Below are 20,637 nucleotides of genomic sequence, written 5' to 3'. Positions count from 1 at the left end.
TTTGCCTCGAGTTTGTTCTTCTTAAACGATTAATGTTTACGAAACTCAAACCACCAGCGAGGTTACTATGCAAATTCAGAAAACCGCCACAGCCCTTCTTCTGACAACTTTATTGTCCACTCCAGCCTGGGCCGAAAAGTTTACTATCGACCCCGCGCACACCACGATCACATTCAAAGTTCAGCATATGATGATCTCGAAAGTAAAAGGTCGTTTTGATAAATTCGAGGGCTCCTTTGACTTTGATGAAAAGTCCCAAAAACTGGACAACGTCGTCGTAAAAATTCAAGCGAACTCCATCGACACCAATCAAAGCGATCGCGACAAGCATCTGAAAAGCCCGGACTTTCTGGATGTGGCAAAGTTCCCAACCATCGAATTCAAAAGTACCAAGACTGAATACGAGAGTGCAAAACCTGAAAAAGTTCAGGCCAAGCTGACCATTCACGGAGTTACCAAGGATGTCACTGTCGATGTCGACTATAACGGCGCCGTCACTGATCCTCAGGGCAAACGCCGCGTGGGCTTTGAGCTGGAAACAAAACTAAGCCGCAAAGATTTCGGCCTGGTTTGGAACAAAGCCATGGAGACTGGTGGAGTCCTGGTCGGCGATGAAGTTGAAGTGGATATTCAGGGCGAAGCGATTCTGGCTGGGAAGGCAAAATGATGCATTCCCGTTCAAACTACAAGGTGGGCATGATGTTACATGGTGCCCACTTTCCCTACCTTCAATCCGAGCCCCACACGGATGTAGCTTGGCTTGAAGGCACAACAGAAGACTACCTCTCCCCTCAGAGCTACTCGTTGGAAGTGCTGAAAAAGTTGCGCCATGACTATCCTGTTGCACTTCATGGGTCCCATCTGAACATCGGAAGTCCCCAAGGGCCCGATTTGAATTACCTGAAAGCTCTGCGCACGCTGAATGAAAACATTGAGCCGTTTCTGATTTCAGATCACTTAAGTTGGAACGGAAGCAGCGACCTGAATATGCACAATCTTCTTCCCCTGCCATGGAACGAAGAGACCTTGCAAGTGGTCTGCAACAATATCGATGCAGCTCAAAGTCATTTAAAGACCCCTATCGCGCTGGAGAACATCGCGACCTACGTGAACTATGCCGACAGCAATCAGACGGAAATTGAGTTTATCAGCGAGCTGGCCCGACGCACCGGTTGCGGGTTGGTTTTGGATTTGACTGCCTTGTTTGTGAATTCCCTAAACCACGGTTTCTGCCCCGGTAGATTCCTGCAAAAAGTTCCTATGAATCAAGTTAAGCTGGTGCATTTGTCTGGACCGACTGAAACCGAATCCCATTGGATCGACAAGAAAGCCACGGCAATTTCAACTCCGGTCTGGGAATTATTTAAACAGATGGCACCATTGATTCGTCATCTGCCCATTGGAATTGAACGCATAAAAAATATTCCGGACTTTAACGAATTGGAAATGGAAGTGATTAAAGCTTCATTCATCCTGGAGAGCTCAAATGACAATCAACGAAGCCCAGCATTTGTTTAAACGAAATGTCCTAGATGGCCAAGCCGATGCTCAATCCATTCGGGATCTCCGTCCTGTGGGTAACATCTCTTTGGATCAGGGATTTGAAATCTATCACGACATGTATCACTCCAAGCTTGCCGGCTCATTGGGGAAAACCTTTGAAACCGTCGCTTGGGTTTTGGGTCGTGACTTGTTTCATGATGTTTCCACCCGTTATATCGACTCACAACCTTCGGTAAGCTTTATGCTTTCTGACTACGGCATCAGCTTTCCAGAGCATCTCGGCTCAACAATGCGAACCCGGGGCATTCCTTTTCTGACAGACCTGGCGCGCTTTGAATGGCTTATCAAAGAGGTCCAAAACGCGGCAACACCAAACCCCTTGCCTGCAGCAAGCCTGAAGGAGCAGCTGCAATCAAGTAACTTTAAAATTGGTTTTGTAGAAGCGATGCGCGTGCATCAAAGCATGCATTCAATCCTGGAACTTTGGGAACGTCGCAAGGAACCTGCATATGTCTATGAGGAGATTAACTGGAATCCACCACAAAGCTTGTTGATCTATAAACTCAATGGACATGCCGTGGCCGAGCCTATCGATCCCATTCACGCCGAAATCATCTTGAGCCTCCAAGACGGCAAAAGTATCACCGATGCGCTCTTGGAGTTTTCGCAGATAGTATCGCCAGCCGAAGTTAACAGACTCTTCAAGACTCTGATTCGTGCTGGCGTAATAGATGATTTTATTCCTTTATAGTCGAGCCGATGAAGGCAGGGTGCTGCGCAAATCTTTGGCGGTTCCCTGCATTCGAACGGTCATGCCCGCCATACCACGGCAGGTTTCCGAACAGTGGCGACAAACCTCCGCACATCTCTCCATAACAGGATCATCATAGGCTGCACAGACTGCAGCGGATGCTGTGGATAATTCAAAAGAAAGCTCACAAGCCTGATGATGGAATTCAAGATCAGACAGCATCAACTTGGAAGACAGCTGACAGGACTCTACACACATCTGCAGAATGGAAATTTGTTTCCCGGATACACCTTGCTGTAGCAGGTAATGAATAGCTTCCATACAGGCTTTACTGCAATTCATGCAGGCCTTGATGCACTTCGCGGTCTCACTGTCTTGCAAAGGAACTGACGCCATAACCACCTCCAAATAGGAATTAAAGACTTACCTTCATTCTATTTGAATTTACGTCAGCGTTGAGAAAATTGTCAGATTGCAACAAGGCCCCTTGTTTCCTATCAGGGGCCTTCCAGGTTGGACTATCCTTCAGTCGCAAGGATCTCTGTTTTTTTGATCATCTCTTCCAATGTGGCTTTAAAGCTCAGCATTTGCTCACGATTGAACTGCTGATCCCAAAAACTTTTCACACGTGGATACCACTGTGGAAAGATCTCTTTCAGAGTATTGTTACCTTTGTCGGTCAATTTGATAACGAAAGAACGTCCGTCTTTCGCGTGAGTTTCGCGAACGATCAGTTCGTTTTTCTCCATGTTATTCAAAAGTCCGGAAATTGTTGCCTGAGTCACACCCGCCATGGATGCCAATGCTGATGGGCTTAAACCTTCTGGTGCATTTCTCAACATGTACAACAAAGTAAAACGCCCTGTTGAAAGGTTGTACTTGGACAGGATATTTTCAAAATGATTGTCCAACTCATTAGCGACCTTCATCAATAGAAGATTTGCATGAAGAATCCCTGTGTCCACCTCTTCTGTGTGCAGGTTTTCAACGGATGCCTTGATCTCTTGTTCTGTCGGCAAGTCCTGAATAAATAATTTCGCCATTTTAATCTCCTCTGGGTCGTTATTTTCTTCTAAATAAAATCATTAAACAAAAAACCAATTGTCAGGTTTTCGTTAGTTTTTCAATTTCCAATCACGCGAGGTAATTAATCTTGAGCCGCGCTTGGAGAAAACATAACTCCAAGTCCACTCAGTAATTACAGACAATCTGTTTCTGAATCCGATCAGGTAAAGTACGTGAACGAATAACCATGCCAGCCATGCAATGACTCCTTTCATTTTAAGGGAGCCATATTCGGCGATTGCTCTGCGTTTTCCGATAGTGGCCATCTGGCCCTTATCCAAATATTTGAAGGAGCTTCGGACTTGCCCTTCGATACTTTGTAGTACCATATTACCAACAAATTTGCCAGCTTGCATAGCCGCAGGTGCTAAGCCAGGAAGCAACTTGTTAGGAGAAATTTCAAAGTGAGCCATATCTCCAATAACAAATGTGTCTGAGAAATTTTCAATTGAAAAATCCTGTTGAACAATAACTCTACCCGCACGATCCCTCGCAACTTCGGGTGTGAATTTCATTCTCGAAGCCTGCACTCCTGCCGCCCAAAATACAGAGCGCGAAGGCACAAACTCCCCAGCGATTATCACTCCGTTTTCATCTATCTTCTCAACGCGCGATGAGGTGCGCACTTCAACACCCATCTCATGCAAATCACGCATCGCGCGCTTGCAAAGACTATCATTGAAGGAGGACAAAATTTTGGGCCCAGCTTCCACCAGCAACACTCGGGCACTGGCCGGATTAATATGATTAAAATCCTTAACCAAAACTGTTCGGGCAATATCCGCAATCGCCCCGGCCAGCTCAACACCTGTCGGTCCCGCGCCGACCACGACAAAATTCAACAAGGCCTTTTGCTTCTCTGTATCCATTTCATTTTCCGCATCTTCAAAGGCCTGCAGAATGCGACGACGGATCTCTGTGGCCTGCTCGACGGTTTTTAAACCTGGCGCATACTCTTCCCACTCGGGATTCCCGAAATAGCTATGTTGCGCACCTGTGGCTACAATAAGGTAGTCGTAGTGCAGCTCAACTTCGTTCGAGATGACGATTTTCTTTTCCAGATCGACAGAATCGACCCGCCCCATGTGGATTTCAACGTTGTCGGCTTTGGAAAACTCTGCCCGGATGGGAACTGCGATGTCGGATGGATTTAATCCGGCCGTTGCAACCTGATACAACAGCGGTTGAAACAAGTGATGATTCCGTTGATCAACCAGGACAACATGAACTTTTTCTTTGTTGGCCAGAGATTTCGCGGCACTTAAGCCCGCGAAACCTCCACCAATAATTATAACTATCTTTTGGTCACTACTTTTCGGGTGATGTAACGGCATAGTCGCTTACTCCGCTTTCGCGTGGTGCGCCAGCCATGGCATCCTCATGAATCGATTCTTCTTTAGTGGCAGAAGTCAATTTGCTGCCAAGTTTATTTGCCCAAACTCTGAAGCGATCCACATACGTGAATAAAGCCGGTACCACAATGAGGGTTAGAATTGTCGATGAGATCATACCACCGATAATCGCAAAACCCATAGCCGTACGAGTTCTAGAAGCTGGATTCATGCCGATCGCCACAGGGATAACACCCGCAATCAATGCGAATGACGTCATCAGGATTGGACGAAGACGTGTCTTACCAGCTTGAACCAAGGCATCCGCTCTGGATTTGCCTTCAGCCATCAACTGATTGGCCGTATCGACCAGTAAGATACCATTCTTACCCGAGACCCCGAGGAGCATAAAGAAACCAAAGATCGCAAACATGGACAACATTTGGTTTGCCAGGAACAAGGCCACGAAGGCACCACTCAAGGCTAACGGCAACGCCACCATGATTGTGATTGGCGTGATGAATGATTCATACAAAGACGCCAGGATCAGGTAAATGAACAGAACCGCAAACAACAGGGCCATTCCCGCAGAAGATGCAAGGTCGGCAGAGTTCTCCGCCTCACCGCCAAGATTCAATCGAACGCTCGCTGGGAATTTAGTCTCACCTTCTTGAGTCATTTTCATCACATCCGCAATGGCCGTGGACAAACCCACACCCGGAGCCAATGCCGCGGTCACTTGAATATAGCGGGCACGATTCATACGATCAATGGACGCCGGACCTGATGAAAGCTCTCCATTTGCCACGTCGTTCAAACGAACCAACTTGCGATTCACGTTCGGAACGAAGACCTTTGTGAAGTTTTCTTTCAAGTCACGCTGATCATCGCGCAAACGAACGCGAACTTCGTACTCACGACCTTTTTCGCGGAATTTCGCTGGCGTCAAACCTTCAACTTGAGCGCGCAACTCGCCACCCATCGTCGTCGTATTGATACCGTAAGCTTTAGCAGCACCTGGTTTCAACTGAACTTGAAGCTCCGGTTTACCAGGACGGAAATTGGAATCCACGTCTTTAAATCTTGGATCTGCCTTCATCGCTGCAATCATGTTTGTTGCCGCTGATTCAAGATCTTTTGGATCTGGCGACATGATATTCAGAACCACCGGCTGCTGACCCATACCGCCAGTAGCATCGTATTTTTTTACTACCGGGTTGGCGTCTTTGAATTGAGCCAATTCGTGACGCAATTCCTCACGGAACAGTTCCGTTTTCTTTCTGCCCTTTTCGTTTTTCATTTTCACATAGAAGCTGGCTTTGTTCGCCTCACCATAAATGTTACCGATGATTTTTGTTGTAAACTCGATGGATGGATTGCTACGCAATACAGTATCCACTTTATCAGCCACAGCCTGCATACCATCCAAACTTGTACCCGGAGTCATTTCAAGCGTCACACTCAACTCGCCGGCGTCGTCATCTGGAATAAATCCACCCGGAACTTTGGTTGCTGTATAAATCGAACCCAAAAAGATTAACAATGTCGCGCCGATGGTCAAAAGTGGATGGCGCAGAGTCACCTTCAAAAGTTTTTCATAGTACTTTTCAAGAAGGGACTGGAAGCGGTCAAAACCACGAACCAAGCGACCCAAAGTTTTATCATACATTGTTGTCGGTTTGAAATCATGACCAGCACCATGGGCACCGTGAGCTTCACCCGCAAAATATGCAGTCAACATCGGGATGATTGTCATGGCAACGAACCAGGAGATGATCATCGCAAACACGATTGTGAAACCGAACTGCTTCAGAAACTGACCAATGGTACCAGACATCGTACCCACCGGAAGGAATACGGCGATAACCACCAGAGAGATCGCCATAACGGCCATTTGGATCTCTACTGTCCCTTTTTCCGCTGCTACCAGTGAGTTTTCACCCAGCTGCATACGACGATAAATGTTTTCAACGACAACGATGGCGTCATCGACCAGAAGCCCCACGGCCAGTGTCAACGCGAGCATCGATACGATATTCAAAGAGAAACCGGCCAGCTTCATCAACATGAAGGAACCGATCAAGGAAACCGGTAAAGAAACTGCAGTGATCAATGTCGTACGCGGGCTTCCCAGGAAGAAGAATACCGTCAGTACCGTCAAAAGAATCGCAATGATGATTGTTTCATTTACGTCGTAAAGATTGTCTTTAATCTTTTGGGACGCGTTGGTGACCATTCTTAATTCAAGCTTACCAGGAAGCTTTTCAAGCTCCGGTCCCATCGCATTCATTTGCTTAATAATGTCATCTGCAACTTTTACTGTGTTGGAACCGGACTGACGATAAACTTGCAGGAAAATCGCTTTTTCGCCATTCACAAACGCGCGGGATTTTTCGTCTTCCAAGGTGTCAGCAACTGTACCCAAATCAGAAACACGAGTCGGCACTTCATTTCCGTACAAATTCACCAGAGTATCAGCGACATCCTGTGTGTTACGGAACTCACCAAGACCACGGAACGTCAGCTCCATGCCACCTTGGTTTACTTTACCCGATGGAATGTTTTCCCCCATGGCGCCCACTTGTGCCGCCACTTGAGAAACAGACATCTCGCGATTTTTTAGTTTATTGCGATCCAAAAGGACATGAATTTCTCTTTTGCGACCACCCAGGATATCGATGGCACCCACGTTATTCACCTGCTCAAAGCGCGGGGAAATAACGTCATCAGCAATATCGTAAAGTTCCGCCGAACCAATATCACCTTTGGCAACCAGGGCCAGCATCATAATTGGAGTATCAGACGGGTCGAATTTCTTGATGACAGAATCATCGACTTCATCTGGCAGCTTCGGCTGGGCAATATTAACTTTATCACGGATCTGTTGTTCCGCATATTTGACGTCAACGTCCGAGTTAAACTCGACGATAACTTGCGAAACACCTTCCATGGATTTGGAAGTCATACGTTTAATACCGGAAATCGTACTGATTTCATCCTCAAGAGGACGGGAAACCAGTGTCTCGATTTCAGAAGGACCTGCACCCGCATAAACTGTTTGTACAGTCACAACCGGAATAGACACATCCGGAAACAAATCAACTGGCATGGACTTATAGCCCGCCCAACCAACGATCACGATCGCAAGGGTCACACACGTAATAAAAATCGGTCTGCTGATGGATAGTTTAGGTAAGCTCATGACTATTTCCCTTCCTCAGGAGAGGCTTGGTAAAGTTTGATTTGCGTTTGTAGCGCCAGGATATTTGCAGCTGATTTTACACGGGTAAGAGCGGCTGCGGAGTAGTCTTGTTCAAACAACAAAACCTGGTATGTGGTGGTACGTCCCTGGCGAAGACGTGTTCTTTCAACTTCCAATTTGGTTTTTTGTGCGTTCTCGATTTTTCCCAGCAACACCAGGTTATCGCGCGCATCAGAAAGATTTTGAGTCAGATTGATCCAGTCTTGTTCTTGAGCGTACAGCGCATATTCGCGATTGTATTCAGCTGCTCTGACATTTAGATCCGCACCGGCTTTTGCATCACTCGCGGCACCGATGTTCAATGGCATATTGAAACGAAGTCCCACATAGCCTGTATCCGTATCTGTATAACCGGCATTCTTCATCGCTTCGGAATAAGAATCATCACGACCATTCAAAGCATAAGTGGAATAGATATCCAAAGTCGGTCTGTTACGCTCTTTGGCGATCACGGCGTTGGCTTTAGCTGTTTGCAATTGAGCCTGAGTGGCTTTCACATCATAGCGTTCGCCTGGACGAGCTTGTGGCACCACAATTTTCTCGAGTGTTGAATAAGGAACTGTTTCAAGATTGTCCACCGGTGTTGTCGCTGGCTTATTCAGAAAACGATTGAAGTTTCTAAGGGATTCACGCTGTTCATTTCTTGCAACCTGAAGTTCCAGACCGCGGGCCTCAACCAAGGCACGAGCTTGAACCACGTCTGCATTTTCCCCAAGATTCATACTTCTTTTACGTTCAACATAACTAAGGATATCTTGTGCGGATTTTGAGGCCGTCTCTTGAATTCTTACAACGTCACCCCATGCTGACAATTTCCAATAAGCTGCTTCAGCTTGCGCCAAATAAGCAGTGGATTGATAGGAGGCTTGATATTGTTCTGCGTAGTTACCCTGACGAACCAGATCTTCATTGGCCCGAGCGGTACGACCGAAGCCATTACCCCAAACTGGCAAAGACAATTCCAACTTAGGAACCGCATCCCAGTATTTACTCATTGTGAAGGCGTTGCCTGCGTTATCGAACTCGGTGCGAGTTGAGGTGTAGTACAATTTACCTTGCAAACCAAAATCGAACTGTTGGCTTACACCTAAAATATATGTATCGGTGTGAACACGATCATACATTTTGGGCTGACTTGGTTTTCCGTCAGATCCCGTACTAAATTCTGCAAACAATTTTGGAGTAAAGATCAGATCCGCTTCGCGGGATTCCAGATTGTTACCCTCGGCTTGTGTCGTCGTGGCCTTATAACTATTACTGTCAGTTTGTACCTGTTGAAGATATTGATTCAAACTGATTGCCTGCGCTTCCGTGGCAGCGACAGCGATAAACGCGAACGCAACAGCCGCTCTTAGCACAAAACAACTTTCACTCTTATGACCCGATTTTGCCATGGGGTAACTCCTCATCCACTTACATGCAACTACTCATTATGTAATCACTTGCTTACATACATATTTACGGCATTTTTTGAAAGTACTCAAGCAATTACTTACTTGTTCAGAATTCACTTTCGTGATATATTTACTATTATCAAGTACTTTCAATGCTTTAACGCTGTTAAAGAAAAGTGTTTAGGAGTTCAAAATGGGAAACGAAACTCTACTTAAATCGAAAAATCCAGATCAAAAAGAGACTGGTTCCCGAAGTAAGACAAAAAAGCGAGACCGTTCCGCATCTGAAGAACGCCTTCTTCAAGCCGCTGAAGACATTTTCTCAAAGCATGGCTTTAAGGGCGCTACAACACGCATGATCGCTGACAAAGCCAAAATCAACGAATCACTCATTGGCCGCTATTTTGACGGCAAAATGGGGCTTCTGATTGCACTTATTGAAAGTCATCTCAAAGAGCACAAAATCATCGACCTACCCTACGCACCACAGCCAACAGCTCACGAAGAGCTGCGCGCACTGGTGGACTATATGTTCAAACAACATTGCCAAAAGGACGAGGAGTTTTTTAAAATCGTGCTGGGCCAATGTCTTGTGGATGCAAAGTTTCTTAAGCGCATTCGCGAAATTGCCCCCAATAAACATTTCGTACCCCAAGTCATCGCACGTCTTGAGGATTTAAAGAGCCAAGGTAAAATCAAAAAGGACGTGGATATCACCCAAATGATCGAAGTCTTTAATACTTACTTCCATGGTTCAATGTTGTTCGACAAAATATTAATGGGTATGTCTCTCGAAGATATCCAAAGCAAGCTGTACTACTTCGTCGATGGCTGCTCACGGACTCTCGATTCCAAGTAGGTCCACCCACTGAATTTCACCAGCACCCGGCGGCACCGGTGGCGCTGGCGGAGAGGGAGATGGCGTTTCTGGCTCCACTTGCTCTTCTGGTGTGATGCGCGTGTTTACATTGGGCGGAACAACTTCGTTGCCCAATACTTCCTGATCATTCGGATACTCCCGGGCCTGGCGCCACAGATCCTTATGATATGACAAAATCAAACTGCCACTCTGCAATGCATTTATAATTGGCTGCAAAACTTCAGGCTGAACTGCAAAGCATCCCTGACTCCAACCAAGTCGACCATTGCGCAGAATGAAATCCTCACTGACATATTTAGCTCCGTGCAAAACAATCAACCTGTCCTTGGCGTTGCTATTGGACCGATCAATACCTTCCAGCTTCAGCGAGGGACCATTCTTCCAGCTGTTGTACGATCCTTTGGCGAAATAGAATCCCAAAGAGCTTTTCCACGTGTCGATAAGATTTGAAAAGCTGCGGGTCTCCAGCACTCCTGAGTTGATACCATGAGAGACATAAGTTCTTTCGATGGTGCCCGTATCAAACTTTAAAAACAAAAGACGCTTTTGGACTGAAGACTGCGTGTAGTCCACAATCACCGCAGATTTTGTATTCGGGATTCTGCCCACATTGTAGTCGAACATTCTGAATAGCAAATTTAATGGCTCTTCGGGAACACCCTGAGCAATAAGTTCTTTGTACAAGTTTTTGCCCGACGTGGTTTTACGATTGAACATCGAGTTCGGAGCAAAGGAGGCCATTGCGCAACTAGCAACGAGCATCAGCGACACTGTCAGAAATGGAATTTGGAAAAATCTCATGCTCCACAGCTTTGCAAACGAGTGGAGGAACGGCAACGATGGAACATCGTATTGCCGTCCAATTGAGATAAAACAAATGTATAAATTTTAATCTTTCTTTTTGATAGCACCCATATAGGAATACGTCCAAGGACGATAAGCCATCAACACACCTGCATCGACCGTCGCCGTATTGTGTTGCGCATCGAAGCGCGAGTCTTCCTGCATTTCCATTGCCAGCTTCTCGAGCTTTCCTTTGTACTTCGCCAAAGTCGACGGACTGATCTTAAGCAACGTGAAGCGCACAAAATCCTCAGGCTTGAAATCGTACATCAAATACGTGGCCTTCATTTGTTCAAACAAAGCGCGGCCGATAGGCCCATCTCTGCGAAATCGCAAAAACCCCTGACGTTTGAATTTAACTTTATCCCGCGGATGCAATTCAATCAGATTAAGACGGTCCAATTGAAACAAGTATTTTTGGGCTTCAATCTTGGAAATCTGATATTCCTTTTCAATTTTTTGTGGAGTGCGCTCGTCATGAAGCAGCATATAATAATGCAACAAGCGCGCATTCTCCGCCAGAGCGCTCTCCTGCTCCTGCGTCAGAAGATATACCTGATTACCATCTTCAAGATTCGCCGACTTCACCACCTCAGAAAAACTGAGATCCGCCACTCTGCAAATTTCTTCCAATCGCTCCAAGCTTAAGCTTTTACTGGATAATATACGTTTAACGCTGGATTCACTGAGCCCCAGAGGTTTTGCCAGATCGCGGTAGAGAATGTTTTTTGATTTCAATGCCCTTTTTAACGACGCCAAAAACTGATCTATTTGCGACATGTCAGCCTCCAAGAAGCAGAGTACTGTATTATAATACCTGAGGCAAATCCCTTGTAGATGCCGGGGATAAACATTAGATTCAATGCCGATGCAAGCCTCAGAAAATGCCTTCCTCTATAAGCGCCCCCTTTTGTTCTATATAAAAAACAATCCAAGAGCCTTCAGCCTTGGGATGCTCTTCCTGTTTTTGACTAATGCTTTGGATGGCATTTACCCGCTGATCATGAAACATATCATCGACAGCATCGAATCCCAGGCCCCGATGAGTGAGATCACCAAAACCTGTGCGATCTTTGCACTGGTGATGGCAAGTCTTGCAGCCACGCGCTTGGGCTGGCGTGCTTTTTTCGGTAAGTTTCATACCTATGCAGCCGAGCACATCCGCCAAAAAATTTTCCAGCATTTGACGTCCCTGGGTCCCAACTTTTTCCATAAAAATCAGGTCGGTGAATTGATGAGCCTGCTGACCAACGATGTGCAATCGTTCCGTCAGGCAATCGGTCCCGGACTTTTGATTCTGGCCGATGGAGTGATCATCATAGCCATCGTGCTGCCGATCATGATCACCATGAACTGGTCCTGGACATGGAAGGTGCTGATATTTCTTCCGTTGGTTCCTTTGATGATCTGGAAAGTAATGCGCCTGATTCACACGAATTACAAAATTCAACAAGACCGCTTTTCCGAGCTGACTGGAGTCGCTCAGGAAACAGTGGGTGGCATTCGCGTGATCAAAAGCTTTTCCCAGGAAGACAACCGCACTCAGTTGTTCAATGGCGTCAGTGCTGCTTTTGAAAAAGCCTGCAACAAAGTGGCTAAGGTGGACTCGCTCTTTGTTCCGGTGATGGAGTTCGGGGTCACTTCTGGAAGTGTGATTCTGCTTTTCATCGCCAAGGACGACCTTTACGCCGGCACCGTCACCATCGGAACCTTCTTTGCATTTCATCGCTACATTCAAAAAATGGTGTGGCCTATGACTGCATTGGGCATGGGGTTTTCGATGATGCAAAAAGGCTATGCTTCCTTTGATCGGATCAAGGATGTTCTGAAAACAGAAACTGATATTCCAGATCTGGGCAAAATTGAAATTACCAAGTTCCAGACCCTGGAATTTAAAAACGTCTCCTACAAACACACCAGCAGCACGGTTTACGCGCTGAAAAATGTTTCGTTCACGCTAAAGGCCGGAGAAAGCCTGGGCATTATGGGGCCTGTTGGCGCCGGGAAGACCACGCTTCTGAATCTTTTAACCCGCATGTATCCACTGGCCGAGGGTGAAATTCTGATCAACGGTCACCGCATCGAAGACGTCACGCAGGAATCCTTGCGTCGCACCTTCCTTCTGGTCCCGCAGGAGGCCTTCCTGTTCAGCGAAAGCATTTCTGAAAATGTCAGCTTTGGACTTGCAGAACGGGCTTCTGATGAAGCCATCCTGAATATGACTGAAACAGTGGACCTGACCCGGGAAATCCAATCCCTGCCACATCAGTTTGAATCTCAATTGGGTGAGCGCGGAGTGAATCTTTCCGGTGGACAAAAACAGCGTCTGACAATTGCGCGCGGATTGATCATGAAAACTCCTGTGCTGATACTGGATGACTCTTTGAGTGCCGTGGACACGCGCACCGAGAAAGCCATTGAGAAGGAACTTGGCAAAAACCAGGGCTCCATGAGTCGAATCATCGTGGCGCATCGTCTGTCCTCGCTTAAAACAGTCGACAGACTGCTGATACTTCGCGATGGCGAAGTCGAGGCGCTGGGGACCTACGAAGAAGTTCTGAAAGTCAGTCCGACGTTCCAAAAGACCGTCAGCATCCAAGGCCAGGGAGTGAATCATGAATAACGATAACTTCATGAATGAAGACCTGGTCAAAACCAAGGTCACTTATCCAATTCTATTCAAACGATTGTGGCCTTATGCCCGACGCGAAAAAACACTTTTGTTTTTGGCGATCTTTGCTGTCTTTGGCGGCGCCCTGGTTGCGCGCCTGGTTCCGGCTTTGATCGGCTATGCGATTGATCATGGAGTCAAGGGCAAGAACTACGAGCTGTTCACCTGGGTGGCCTTCGTTTACCTGGGGCTGGAAATTCTGCGCACCTGTTTTTCCTTTTCAAACAACCTGCTGTTCCAGCTTTTCGGCAACAGAATGCTTTTCCATTTGCGTGAAGATTTAATGAACCACGTGCAAAGACTGCCTTTGCAATTCTTCAATAAGACACCCACGGGTCGCATCGTCACCCGTTTGACCAATGATGTGGCTTCATTGGGGGAACTTTTCACCGAAGGTGTCATCACCGTCTTTACTCAGTTCGTGGTGATCTGCTCGGTTGTCATTGCTCTGGCTCTTATTTCATGGAAGCTGACACTGATATCGTTGGTCATGGCACCTCTGTTTATCTGGGCCTCATTTTACCTGAGCAACAAAATTCGCGACATTCTGCACGAGCAAAAGCGCAAACTTTCTGTCATTAATGCTTTTCTGGCTGAAAATCTGAATGGCATCAAAGTGGTGCAACTGTACAACCGTGTTCGCCGCAACAGGGATCGGTTCAGCAACTTGTCCACCAGCTACCGCGACACCAACATGCGCTCGATTTATGCCTATGCATTAATGCAGCCGATTATGAATCTGTTCAATGCCGTGACCATCACCTCTGCACTTTATTTTGGCGGGTTGATGAGCGCTGAAAACTCCATCGCCATCGGATCATTGATCGCCTTCCTGATGAACATTCAGGATTTTATTCCACCCTTGCGCGAGATTCTGGAAAAGTATCAACAGTTCCAAAACTCACTTACCAGTGCTGAACGTATATTTACTTTGATGGACGAGAACAAGGAGCACGAGCAGCAACAGCTCACCTCCCCCAAATCAGTCCGCGGAGACATTGAGATTCGTAATTTGAACTTCCGTTACGAAGAAAGTCTGCCTTTGGTTCTGAAGGACGTAAACCTGCATTTCAAACCGGGCGAATCCATCGCACTGGTAGGACGTACCGGAAGTGGTAAATCCACGTTTATCTCCTTGCTACAGCGTTTTTACGATGCTCCTGAAAACACGGTGTTCATTGATGGTCTGCCTATCGAAAGCATTGCCCGCGAGGAAATTCGTCATCACGTGGGAGTTGTGCAACAAGACAACTTTATTTTCCGCGGAACCATTCGCAATAATATTGGATTGGGTGACCCTCGTGTTTCAGACGAACAAATTGCAGCGGCCTGCGAGAAAACCGGCTACATGAGACTTTTGAATCGCACGGGGCGGGATTTGAACAGTCCGGTGGATGAGCGTGGTGCAAATCTGTCGGTCGGCGAAAGACAGCTGATCGCGTTCGCACGGATCTTGGCATTCAATCCGGATATTTTGATTCTGGACGAGGCGACCGCCAATATTGACTCTGAAAGCGAGCACATCATTCAGGAAGCGACCCATGAAATCACCAAGGGCCGCACCAGCATTATTATCGCCCACCGCCTGTCGACCATCGAGCAATGCGATCGTATTGTCGTTCTGAATCAAGGCAATGTCGCGGAAGTGGGAACTCATCAGGAACTCATGGATGCCAAGGGCATATACTATCAATTCGCTTCGGCGGGTGATAAGTCCCCATTGATTGCCAATCCGGAAACCAGTGATTCCAAAATGGAAGTGGCAGAGTAGTCCTTGGACCCTCTGCCACCAATTCTAAAAAGTAATTAAAAAACCTAGGCCGCTTTTGCTGTCGTGAAAGTCTTGATGCTTTCGCGCACGGATTGGCTCACTGTCGTGAACTTAACCCCGTATCTGACAGAATCAGAACCTTTTGGCGCAAGCTCTTTAATGAATTGCTTGCTGACGATCTGGCAAACCGCATTGAATGGCGGCACACCGTCACCCGGTTGGAAATGCAAAAACAAAGACTGCCCTGGCTGCAAGTTCGGGTTGTCAATCATAACACCCGCACCACCAGCACTGATCTCCAATGCCTGGCCACGGAACACAGTTTTATTATTATGAACAATCAAGCTGGCACCGTATGCTGCACGAGCATGACGACGACGGAAGAAAATCTCCGCAAGTCCAGTGTCATTGGATTGCTTCATTGCGCGGATTTTGTCAGGAGCAAACTCCTCGACTTCTGCCACACGTGACCAGTTTGCCATGCGTGCATGCCAAATATAGTCATATTCAAACAAAGTCTTTTCCTGAAGCATCTGCACAACTTCAACAGGAGAGAAAGGACCGTAGTTGTTACCTTCTTTAAGGATGAACCACTCTTTATCTTTTAGACCTTCGGATGCCGGAACCTCTGCAGCTGCCTGTGGTGCCTCTTCTGGACGTGTTGCCGGTTTGGTGGAAACCTTCACTGAAAATTCAGGATGTTCCATCAACATAACCCAGTCACCGATCGTTTCGTCATAGACGTAGTCAGTCCATTGATGTTCGTGGGATTCAACTTTTTGCAGGACAACTTCAAAAGTGTAAGGTCCGATATGAGTCCCATTATTAGAAAGATAATACTGTTTTCCCATCGTTCAGTGCTCCTTGAGTTTCCCTATCGGTTCAAAAAACTGATGACTTAACTGTCGGATATTAGTCATTTTACCTCAAAATGTTCCATTGTTTTTCGTCGAACTTCTAGGCAACACTTTTTCCAAATCCAAGGTATTGCAAACAATTATTCATTTTCTACATCTGAGACAAAGACCTCGGCCAAGGTCCAACCCGACTTCAAGATACATACCCAATTATATTTACACCTTACGACGCCTTCCTTAGCCTCTCCTTAAAAGCAGTATTGCGTGAGGTGTGGCTCCATGAGTACTCGACTCGTTATTGCATTCCTGTTGCTGTTCACTTTAACTTTACCCGCCTGGGCGGATAACTGCCCTTCTCTGCTGCGCGGGAGCGATTCAAGAGCTGAGTGGCGTTTGAGCCAGCAACAACCCGCCAGGGCTGCTGCGATAGTGATTCATGGACTTAATATCAATCCGGGCAAAATGCGCTCGATAGAAAATACCCTGCTTGCTGACCGCATCGATGTCCTGCATGTCGTACTTTCGGGACACAACAATGATATAAACATCTTTAAACGCGTCTCTGCAAAAATGTGGGAAAGAGACACCTTGCGCGCCTATTGCCTGGCAAACCAAAGAGCCACAAAACACGATATGCCGGTATACTTTGTCGGCTTTTCATTGGGCGGAGTCATGGGGGTGGCGGTTGCAAACAAATTTCCCCACGTTCATTTTGATAAAATGGCTTTGTTTGCCCCAGCACTGTCCATTCGACGATCCGGATTTCTATGGCGACTGCTGAACAGTCTGAACCCACTGGCCGTCATTCCCAATATTATGAATCGGGATTACTATGCCAATGCACTGGGCACTCCGGTATCCGCATATAAGGCGACTCTTGATGTCAGTCTATATCTGGCCCGAAACACGAATGGGCGCAGAATCAATACATCCACTCTGTTATTCTATGATCCGAAGGATGAATTGATAAATCCCTACGGTACAATGGAATATATCCGTGCGAATCGTCTGACGAACTGGAAAACATATCAGGTACAGAAGAGACCCTTCAGTCGTGCCTCGCGATTCCATCACATTATGATCGACGCGGCATCAGTGGGAGAAAAAAAATGGGCCAACATGAAGTCAGCCCTGATCGAACATTTTGATGATTAACAATTAATCCAAACCACAGGCTTTTTTCCATTCGGGTGTGGGAAGAATCATTTTTCGCGCCTGCATATCAAACAATCCGAAAGTGAACACGGCCTCGCTCGCAACCGTTCCATCCTCTTTGATCATCTGTTGTTTCATGTGACCGATTTTACCCTCATAGTCCATCATGCTTGATACAATGGTGATGGTCTCGCGCAATTTGATCTCTTTCATAAACTTTATATTCACTTCCAGAATGACCGGACCTTGCTGCATGCGGTGAACATCTTTAAATCCAAAACCTCGCGGAGTGATCGCCTCCCAGCGGGCTTCCTCATAAAGGGACAAGTAAACGGCATTGTTGACATGCCCATAGGAATCGATGTGTGATTCGCGGATCAATAGTTTATAGTTTCCAAATTCCTTCATACTATCCTCTTTCCTATTTCAATGCCTCGCGGATGTGTGCGGATGCAAGATCCAAAGCCCAGACAACGATGGCAATCACGACGATGATACAACCGACTTCTCTCCACATGGCCTGTCCCTGATACTGTATCAGCATGGTGCCTATGCCACCACCGCCGACCATACCAATGACAGTTGCCATGCGCACATTGATGTCCCAGCGATACACCGTAAATGAAATATACGGCAGAACCACCTGAGGGACAATCGCATACCAGACAGTCTGCACCTTGCCGGCTCCCGTTGACTCGATGGCTTCGATCGGACCATCCTCCACTGCCTCGACCATTTCAGAATACTGTTTTGCTAAGGAGGCCACAGAATGAATCATCAACGCGAGCATTCCCGCAAAAGGACCGATTCCCACCCACACCGAAAAAATAATCGCCCAAATCAAAGCTTCAATGGATCGAGTCACATTCAGGACGGTTCGCAGAACCAAATATACAGGATAGGCAACCGGTCCGCGCATGATGTTTTTCGCGCAGGCAAAACTTAATACAAACGCAAAAGGAATCGCAATCATCGTCGCAAGAAACGCCATGAAGACTGTTTCGATAATATTCAAAACCGCCCGAGGCAATACTTCCCAATTGGGATTGAAAAGACCTTTGAAAAGTCGAACAGCACCCGCGAATCCATTTTGATCCAAAAGTTCAATCAATGAAAAATCCGTTTTCACAAATGCAACTGCCATCGAGACAACTAACAAGACCACCAGTTGCCAGCCCCAGAAACTGCGGTACCAGGAGTTCGTATCGGAAGTCTGATGCGCACCAAATAACACGCCCCCCAAAGTCTGCACTTGGATTTTACGCAGAAGAGTTGCAACCCCGGCCCCAACTGCCAGAAAGAGCACAACAAAAACCAAATCCATGCCCAAGTTCAGCAGTTGCTCCTCATTGGTCACAAACAAAGCCACCGTCAGTGAGCAGAATAAAAAGGCAAAAGAAAGAGAATCAAAGACTGTCCGGCGTAACATCCTGTGCTCCCTCCCCGTATATTTTTTGGAACCATTCCCGGGTGATTTCCTCAGGACGGCCAGTAAAAACTATTTCTCCATCTTTCAAGGCGATAACCCGGCTTGCATACTGTCGCACTAAAGACAGAAAATGCAAATTCGCGATGACTGTAATCCCCAGCTCTTGATTTATTTTCTTCAAATAATCCATCACCACATGGCACGTTGCCGGATCCAGCGAAGCCACCGGCTCATCCGCCAGCAACAGTTCTGGTTTTTGCATCAAAGCCCGCGCAATGGCCACGCGCTGTTTTTGTCCCCCGGAAAGCTGGTCGGCACGCAGATGTGCCTTTTCCGCAATCCCCACGAGCTTCAAATTTCCAAGCGCTTCGGCCATTTCCTCGTCCGAAAACAATCCAAGAATACTGGGCAATGTTTTTTTTCCGCCAAGAACACCCATCAGCACATTCTTTAGAACGCTTTGTCTGGGAATCAAATTGAATTGTTGAAAGATCATACCGATCTTCCTGCGCAACGAACGGATCTGATCTGTACTTTTCAGGGCCATGATATCACTGCCGGCGAAATTGATTTCTCCACGCGAGGGATCCTGCAGCCGATTCAAACAACGCATCAAGGTTGATTTGCCCGAGCCGCTTAAACCAATCACAACCAGAAACTCGCCCTGCTGAACCTCGAAGGAAACCCCACGAAGCGCATGAACACCATTGGGGTAGGTTTTATGCAGGTCTGTGACCTTTAATAAAGTACCCATTACTTCTTATCCGCCGGGAGCATCTGCTTAAGCATTTCGCGAACGCTGTCGTAGTCGGCATCTGTCGCTTTTTTCAAATTGGTCGCACCCAACATCAGGTCCAAAGATTTTCTGCCTTCCGGCGTTGCCACCCATTGTAAAAGGACGTCGACTATTTTTTCCTTCATCTCTTCCGGCATATCTTTGCGGAACACAATCGGATCATTGGGAATGGGCTCCGACAACTCGATGATTTTTACTTTTTCCTCGACATCAGGGTATTGCAGCTTCACCAGTCGTCGGGCGTCTTCGATTTTTCCATCCTGCGGAGGACTGTAATACGTGGCCCCTCCATCAACCTGCCCCTGATAGATCATCGACACCACCGCATCATGGTTCATCGCGAATACAACTTCCTTGGGTTCAATCTTTTTATCCCTCAGCGTTTTCAAAGGAAGCAAATACCCGGAAGTCGATGCCGGATCCACAAAAGCCATTTTTTTGCCATTGAAGTCCTTAAGAGTTTTAATTCCGCTTTTACTTCCCGCCAATAGTTGTGACTGATACGTCCCCAGGCCATAACGAATCACCGTCAGTCGTGCTTCGACTCCATAGGACTTGTGCGCCATATAGTATCCATAGGTGTTAATTGTCGCCACATCTGCACGACTGGTGCCGAAGGACTCAACGACTGCCACAAAAGACTGGGGTACCGTGATTTGAAATTTGTAAGGCGTTGATTTTTCCAGATACTCTTTCAGAAGCTTGGAATTATCGGCCAGCACCTTTGCATCCACAGACGGAACGAGGTGAAATTTGATCGGATTTTCAGCGGTTCCCAAAGCTGCTTTTTTGAAGTTGCAGCCAGTAAAGGCTAGGGAAAGAATCAATAACGTGCAGGTTGAAAAAAGGTTCATGAACCCTCCACGAATATTCTAATAAAGGACCTCTTCCCTGTTAACAAAGTCTTTGCCTTAACTGGACCCCAACAG

At 46.8% G+C, this 20,637-nt stretch carries 19 protein-coding genes; 7 read left to right on the top strand and 12 right to left on the bottom strand.

Going from position 1 to position 20,637, the window contains the following annotated elements:
• Positions 1-67: 67 nt before the first annotated feature.
• From ACLVWR_RS09780 to ACLVWR_RS09770, 3 genes are read left to right on the top strand one after another with little or no spacing between them, the layout of a single operon-like run.
• The gene (locus tag ACLVWR_RS09780; protein ID WP_413580516.1) at positions 68-667 is read left to right on the top strand and encodes a YceI family protein; all 600 of its coding nucleotides are present in this window, start codon (positions 68-70) and stop codon (positions 665-667) included.
• Positions 664-1,518 carry a DUF692 domain-containing protein gene (locus tag ACLVWR_RS09775; RefSeq protein ID WP_413580515.1) on the top strand — a complete coding sequence of 285 codons (855 nt, stop codon included), beginning with the start codon at positions 664-666 and terminating at the stop codon, positions 1,516-1,518. The genes ACLVWR_RS09780 and ACLVWR_RS09775 overlap by 4 nt, the downstream gene beginning before the upstream one ends.
• Positions 1,487-2,254 carry a putative DNA-binding domain-containing protein gene (locus ACLVWR_RS09770; RefSeq protein WP_413580514.1) on the top strand — a complete coding sequence of 256 codons (768 nt, stop codon included), beginning with the start codon at positions 1,487-1,489 and terminating at the stop codon, positions 2,252-2,254. The genes ACLVWR_RS09775 and ACLVWR_RS09770 overlap by 32 nt, the downstream gene beginning before the upstream one ends.
• On the opposite strand, the gene ACLVWR_RS09765 is transcribed toward ACLVWR_RS09770, so the two are convergent.
• The 5 genes from ACLVWR_RS09765 to ACLVWR_RS09745 all read right to left on the bottom strand — a co-directional run bounded on the left by ACLVWR_RS09765 (position 2,249) and on the right by ACLVWR_RS09745 (position 9,306).
• Positions 2,249-2,650, bottom strand: coding sequence for a four-helix bundle copper-binding protein (locus ACLVWR_RS09765; protein WP_413580513.1), 402 nt, complete (start codon positions 2,648-2,650; stop codon positions 2,249-2,251). The genes ACLVWR_RS09770 and ACLVWR_RS09765 overlap by 6 nt on opposite strands.
• A gap of 122 nt (positions 2,651-2,772) precedes the next feature.
• The gene (locus ACLVWR_RS09760; RefSeq protein WP_413580512.1) at positions 2,773-3,297 is read right to left on the bottom strand and encodes a MarR family winged helix-turn-helix transcriptional regulator; all 525 of its coding nucleotides are present in this window, start codon (positions 3,295-3,297) and stop codon (positions 2,773-2,775) included.
• A gap of 72 nt (positions 3,298-3,369) precedes the next feature.
• Complete coding sequence (locus ACLVWR_RS09755; protein ID WP_413580511.1) at positions 3,370-4,653, bottom strand: NAD(P)/FAD-dependent oxidoreductase; 1,284 nt, start codon at positions 4,651-4,653, stop codon at positions 3,370-3,372.
• A complete protein-coding gene (locus tag ACLVWR_RS09750; RefSeq protein ID WP_413580510.1) occupies positions 4,628-7,852 on the bottom strand; it encodes an efflux RND transporter permease subunit in 3,225 nt (1,074 codons plus the stop codon). The genes ACLVWR_RS09755 and ACLVWR_RS09750 overlap by 26 nt, the downstream gene beginning before the upstream one ends.
• Positions 7,853-7,854: 2 nt before the next feature.
• Positions 7,855-9,306, bottom strand: coding sequence for a TolC family protein (locus ACLVWR_RS09745; protein WP_413580509.1), 1,452 nt, complete (start codon positions 9,304-9,306; stop codon positions 7,855-7,857).
• A 193-nt stretch (positions 9,307-9,499) separates the two neighbouring features.
• On the opposite strand from ACLVWR_RS09745, the gene ACLVWR_RS09740 reads away from it, so the two are divergent.
• Entirely contained in the window at positions 9,500-10,165 is a 666-nt protein-coding gene (locus ACLVWR_RS09740) for a TetR/AcrR family transcriptional regulator (protein WP_413580508.1), read from the top strand.
• Here the strand turns inward: ACLVWR_RS09740 and ACLVWR_RS09735 are convergent.
• Together ACLVWR_RS09735 and ACLVWR_RS09730 are read right to left on the bottom strand one after the other, a co-directional pair.
• Positions 10,142-10,987 carry a murein L,D-transpeptidase catalytic domain family protein gene (locus ACLVWR_RS09735; RefSeq protein ID WP_413580507.1) on the bottom strand — a complete coding sequence of 282 codons (846 nt, stop codon included), beginning with the start codon at positions 10,985-10,987 and terminating at the stop codon, positions 10,142-10,144. The two genes, ACLVWR_RS09740 and ACLVWR_RS09735, sit on opposite strands and share 24 nt — an antisense overlap.
• An 87-nt stretch (positions 10,988-11,074) precedes the next feature.
• A complete protein-coding gene (locus ACLVWR_RS09730) occupies positions 11,075-11,809 on the bottom strand; it encodes a helix-turn-helix transcriptional regulator (protein WP_340598971.1) in 735 nt (244 codons plus the stop codon).
• 82 nt (positions 11,810-11,891) lie between these two features.
• On the opposite strand from ACLVWR_RS09730, the gene ACLVWR_RS09725 reads away from it, so the two are divergent.
• Together ACLVWR_RS09725 and ACLVWR_RS09720 are read left to right on the top strand one after the other, a co-directional pair.
• On the top strand, positions 11,892-13,652 hold the full coding sequence (locus ACLVWR_RS09725; protein WP_413580506.1) for an ABC transporter ATP-binding protein: 1,761 nt from the start codon (positions 11,892-11,894) through the stop codon (positions 13,650-13,652).
• A complete protein-coding gene (locus tag ACLVWR_RS09720; protein ID WP_413580505.1) occupies positions 13,645-15,471 on the top strand; it encodes an ABC transporter ATP-binding protein in 1,827 nt (608 codons plus the stop codon). Before ACLVWR_RS09725 ends, ACLVWR_RS09720 begins: the two co-directional genes overlap by 8 nt.
• Positions 15,472-15,515: 44 nt before the next feature.
• Here ACLVWR_RS09720 and ACLVWR_RS09715 read toward each other — a convergent pair whose 3' ends face one another.
• Positions 15,516-16,322, bottom strand: coding sequence for a GYF domain-containing protein (locus ACLVWR_RS09715; protein WP_413580504.1), 807 nt, complete (start codon positions 16,320-16,322; stop codon positions 15,516-15,518).
• 285 nt (positions 16,323-16,607) lie between these two features.
• Between ACLVWR_RS09715 and ACLVWR_RS09710 the strand changes: the two genes are divergently transcribed.
• Positions 16,608-17,483, top strand: coding sequence for an alpha/beta hydrolase (locus ACLVWR_RS09710; RefSeq protein ID WP_413580503.1), 876 nt, complete (start codon positions 16,608-16,610; stop codon positions 17,481-17,483).
• Between the two features lie 3 nt (positions 17,484-17,486).
• On the opposite strand, the gene ACLVWR_RS09705 is transcribed toward ACLVWR_RS09710, so the two are convergent.
• From ACLVWR_RS09705 to ACLVWR_RS09690, 4 genes are read right to left on the bottom strand one after another with little or no spacing between them, the layout of a single operon-like run.
• Positions 17,487-17,891, bottom strand: a complete 405-nt coding sequence (locus ACLVWR_RS09705; RefSeq protein ID WP_413580502.1) for an acyl-CoA thioesterase — start codon at positions 17,889-17,891, stop codon at positions 17,487-17,489.
• 13 nt (positions 17,892-17,904) lie between these two features.
• Positions 17,905-18,912 (bottom strand): phosphonate ABC transporter, permease protein PhnE, encoded by a 1,008-nt coding sequence (gene phnE, locus ACLVWR_RS09700; protein ID WP_413580501.1) that lies wholly within the window; start codon positions 18,910-18,912, stop codon positions 17,905-17,907.
• Entirely contained in the window at positions 18,890-19,666 is a 777-nt protein-coding gene (phnC, locus tag ACLVWR_RS09695) for a phosphonate ABC transporter ATP-binding protein (protein WP_413580500.1), read from the bottom strand. The genes phnE and phnC overlap by 23 nt, the downstream gene beginning before the upstream one ends.
• Complete coding sequence (locus tag ACLVWR_RS09690) at positions 19,666-20,562, bottom strand: phosphate/phosphite/phosphonate ABC transporter substrate-binding protein (RefSeq protein ID WP_340598959.1); 897 nt, start codon at positions 20,560-20,562, stop codon at positions 19,666-19,668. Before ACLVWR_RS09690 ends, phnC begins: the two co-directional genes overlap by 1 nt.
• Positions 20,563-20,637: the final 75 nt, after the last annotated feature.

It is taken from the genome of Bdellovibrio sp. HCB288, assembly GCF_047305935.1.
Classification (GTDB): domain Bacteria; phylum Bdellovibrionota; class Bdellovibrionia; order Bdellovibrionales; family Bdellovibrionaceae; genus Bdellovibrio.
Note: the sequence above shows the minus strand (reverse complement) of the source record. Positions and strands in the feature narration are given on the sequence as shown.

Excerpts from the sequence above, each read along its gene's own strand:
- ACLVWR_RS09765 (WP_413580513.1), bottom strand. The coding sequence starts at position 2,650 with ATGGCGTCAGTTCCTTTGCAAGACAGTGAGACCGCGAAGTGCATCAAG.
- ACLVWR_RS09735 (WP_413580507.1), bottom strand. The coding sequence starts at position 10,987 with ATGAGATTTTTCCAAATTCCATTTCTGACAGTGTCGCTGATGCTCGTT.
- ACLVWR_RS09780 (WP_413580516.1), top strand. The coding sequence starts at position 68 with ATGCAAATTCAGAAAACCGCCACAGCCCTTCTTCTGACAACTTTATTG.
- ACLVWR_RS09775 (WP_413580515.1), top strand. The coding sequence starts at position 664 with ATGATGCATTCCCGTTCAAACTACAAGGTGGGCATGATGTTACATGGT.
- ACLVWR_RS09750 (WP_413580510.1), bottom strand. The coding sequence starts at position 7,852 with ATGAGCTTACCTAAACTATCCATCAGCAGACCGATTTTTATTACGTGT.
- ACLVWR_RS09710 (WP_413580503.1), top strand. The coding sequence starts at position 16,608 with ATGAGTACTCGACTCGTTATTGCATTCCTGTTGCTGTTCACTTTAACT.
- ACLVWR_RS09725 (WP_413580506.1), top strand. The coding sequence starts at position 11,892 with ATGCCGATGCAAGCCTCAGAAAATGCCTTCCTCTATAAGCGCCCCCTT.
- phnC (WP_413580500.1), bottom strand. The coding sequence starts at position 19,666 with ATGGGTACTTTATTAAAGGTCACAGACCTGCATAAAACCTACCCCAAT.
- ACLVWR_RS09730 (WP_340598971.1), bottom strand. The coding sequence starts at position 11,809 with ATGTCGCAAATAGATCAGTTTTTGGCGTCGTTAAAAAGGGCATTGAAA.
- ACLVWR_RS09740 (WP_413580508.1), top strand. The coding sequence starts at position 9,500 with ATGGGAAACGAAACTCTACTTAAATCGAAAAATCCAGATCAAAAAGAG.
- ACLVWR_RS09755 (WP_413580511.1), bottom strand. The coding sequence starts at position 4,653 with ATGCCGTTACATCACCCGAAAAGTAGTGACCAAAAGATAGTTATAATT.
- ACLVWR_RS09690 (WP_340598959.1), bottom strand. The coding sequence starts at position 20,562 with ATGAACCTTTTTTCAACCTGCACGTTATTGATTCTTTCCCTAGCCTTT.
- phnE (WP_413580501.1), bottom strand. The coding sequence starts at position 18,912 with ATGTTACGCCGGACAGTCTTTGATTCTCTTTCTTTTGCCTTTTTATTC.
- ACLVWR_RS09745 (WP_413580509.1), bottom strand. The coding sequence starts at position 9,306 with ATGGCAAAATCGGGTCATAAGAGTGAAAGTTGTTTTGTGCTAAGAGCG.
- ACLVWR_RS09760 (WP_413580512.1), bottom strand. The coding sequence starts at position 3,297 with ATGGCGAAATTATTTATTCAGGACTTGCCGACAGAACAAGAGATCAAG.
- ACLVWR_RS09705 (WP_413580502.1), bottom strand. The coding sequence starts at position 17,891 with ATGAAGGAATTTGGAAACTATAAACTATTGATCCGCGAATCACACATC.
- ACLVWR_RS09715 (WP_413580504.1), bottom strand. The coding sequence starts at position 16,322 with ATGGGAAAACAGTATTATCTTTCTAATAATGGGACTCATATCGGACCT.
- ACLVWR_RS09770 (WP_413580514.1), top strand. The coding sequence starts at position 1,487 with ATGACAATCAACGAAGCCCAGCATTTGTTTAAACGAAATGTCCTAGAT.
- ACLVWR_RS09720 (WP_413580505.1), top strand. The coding sequence starts at position 13,645 with ATGAATAACGATAACTTCATGAATGAAGACCTGGTCAAAACCAAGGTC.